Below are 1,879 nucleotides of genomic sequence, written 5' to 3' on the forward strand. Positions count from 1 at the left end.
GTCCGGCGGGGGGGGGCCCGCCCCAACGCGCGCGAGACCCCGCCCCGCGCGGGCCCGCGCCCCCCCACACCCCGCCCCCCGCGGGCCCCCCCCCCCCGCCACTCCCGTGCTGCCCCCACGCAGCCCGCCCTTCCCCGACCGGGTCAGAACCTGAGCCCGGGCCGCCACCGACGCGAGCGGAGACCCCCGTGACAGCCTCCCCCACCCACGACACCTCGGCGCCCGTCGACCGGCTCCCCCGGGCGGACTTCCTCGTCATCGCGCTGCTGCTCGGCTCCGCGTTCGTCGTGATCCTCAACGAGACGACCATGAGCGTCGCGCTGGCGCCCCTCATGGAGGACCTCGGCATCACGGCCAGCACCGGGCAGTGGCTGACGACCGCGTTCATGCTGACGATGGCGGTCGTCATCCCGGCGACCGGGTTCCTGCTCCAGCGCCTCGGCACGCGGGGGGCCTACCTGCTCGCGATGTCCTTGTTCAGCGCGGGCACGCTCCTTGCCGCAGTCTCCCCCGGGTTCGCGTGGCTGCTCACCGGGCGCGTCGTGCAGGCCTCGGGCACGGCGATCATGATGCCGCTGCTCATGACGACGATCATGACCCTCGTCCCGCCCACGATCCGCGGCAAGGTCATGGGGAACATCTCGATCGTCATGGCCGCGGCGCCCGCGCTGGGCCCGTCGCTCTCCGGCCTCATCCTCAACTCGCTCAGCTGGCGGTGGGTGTTCGGGATCGTGCTCCCGATCGCGCTCGTCGCGCTCGTCCTCGGCTTCCTGTACATCCGGGACGTGGCCGACCGTACGCACTCGCGCCTCGACCCGCTCTCGCTCGTCCTCGCCGCGTTCGCGTTCGGCGGGCTCGTCTACGGGCTCTCGAGCATCGGCGAGGCCGCGCGCCACACGCCCGTCGTCCCGCCGGCCGTGCCCATCGCCTTCGGTGCGCTCGCGCTCGGCGCGTTCGTGTGGCGCCAGCTCGTGCTCCAGCGGGAGGACCGCGCGCTGCTCGACCTGCGCGTCTTCACGCACCGCGGGTTCAGCGTGCCGCTCGGCATCATGGCCGTCGGCATGGTCGCGATGTTCGGGTCCCTCATCCTCCTGCCGCTGTTCCTCCAGGACGCGATGGGCCTCGAGCCGCTCGCGACCGGGCTCATCGTGCTCCCCGGCGGGCTCCTCATGGGTCTGCTCGGCCCGACCGTCGGCCGGCTCTACGACCGGGTCGGCCCGCGCCCGCTCGTCATCCCCGGCGTGAGCGTCGTCGCGGTCGCTCTCGCGGCGTTCACGACGATCCACGCGGACTCGTCGCCGTGGTTCGTCCTCGCGCTGCACGTCACGCTGAGCCTGGGCCTCGCGTTCATGTTCACGCCGCTGTTCACCACCGCGCTCTCGGCGCTCGAGCCGCACCAGTACTCGCACGGGTCCGCGTCGATCGGCACCGCGCAGCAGCTCGCGGGCGCCGCCGGCACGGCCATGTTCGTCGCCGTCATGACGACCCGTTCCATCGCCTACGGAGAGGCCGGCGCGTCGCCGCAGGTCGCGCTCGCCGACGGCGTCGGCGACGCGTTCGTCTGGGGCACCGCCGTCATGCTGGTCGCGGTCGGCCTGTCGTTCCTCCTGCGCCGCCCGGCACAGCCCGCCCACGGCCACGGTCCGACCCGTCCTGGCACGCAGGACGCCCCGGTCGAGGACTCCCGCGCCGACGACGTGAAGGTCGAGGCCGCCCTGGCCACCGACGACGTCTGAGCCGTCCCCACCCGGCGTCGAGCACGACGTCACGCGCCCTCGAACACGACATGGGGGGCCGGTTAGCCCCCCGTAACGCCCCCACACTCGTGTGGGGGGGGGAGCGCCCCCGCGCCCCCACCCTCGGGGGGGGGGTTTCACAA

At 73.9% G+C, this 1,879-nt stretch carries 1 protein-coding gene; it reads left to right on the top strand.

Annotated elements, in window-relative coordinates; genetic code table 11:
* Nucleotides 1-188: 188 nt before the first annotated feature.
* On the top strand, nucleotides 189-1,736 hold the full coding sequence (locus ACFWH7_RS13230) for an MDR family MFS transporter (RefSeq protein WP_378216966.1): 1,548 nt from the start codon (nucleotides 189-191) through the stop codon (nucleotides 1,734-1,736).
* Nucleotides 1,737-1,879 lie beyond the last annotated feature (143 nt).

Source organism: Cellulosimicrobium cellulans, assembly GCF_042723955.1.
GTDB classification, from domain to species: Bacteria; Actinomycetota; Actinomycetes; order Actinomycetales; family Cellulomonadaceae; genus Cellulosimicrobium; species Cellulosimicrobium cellulans_H.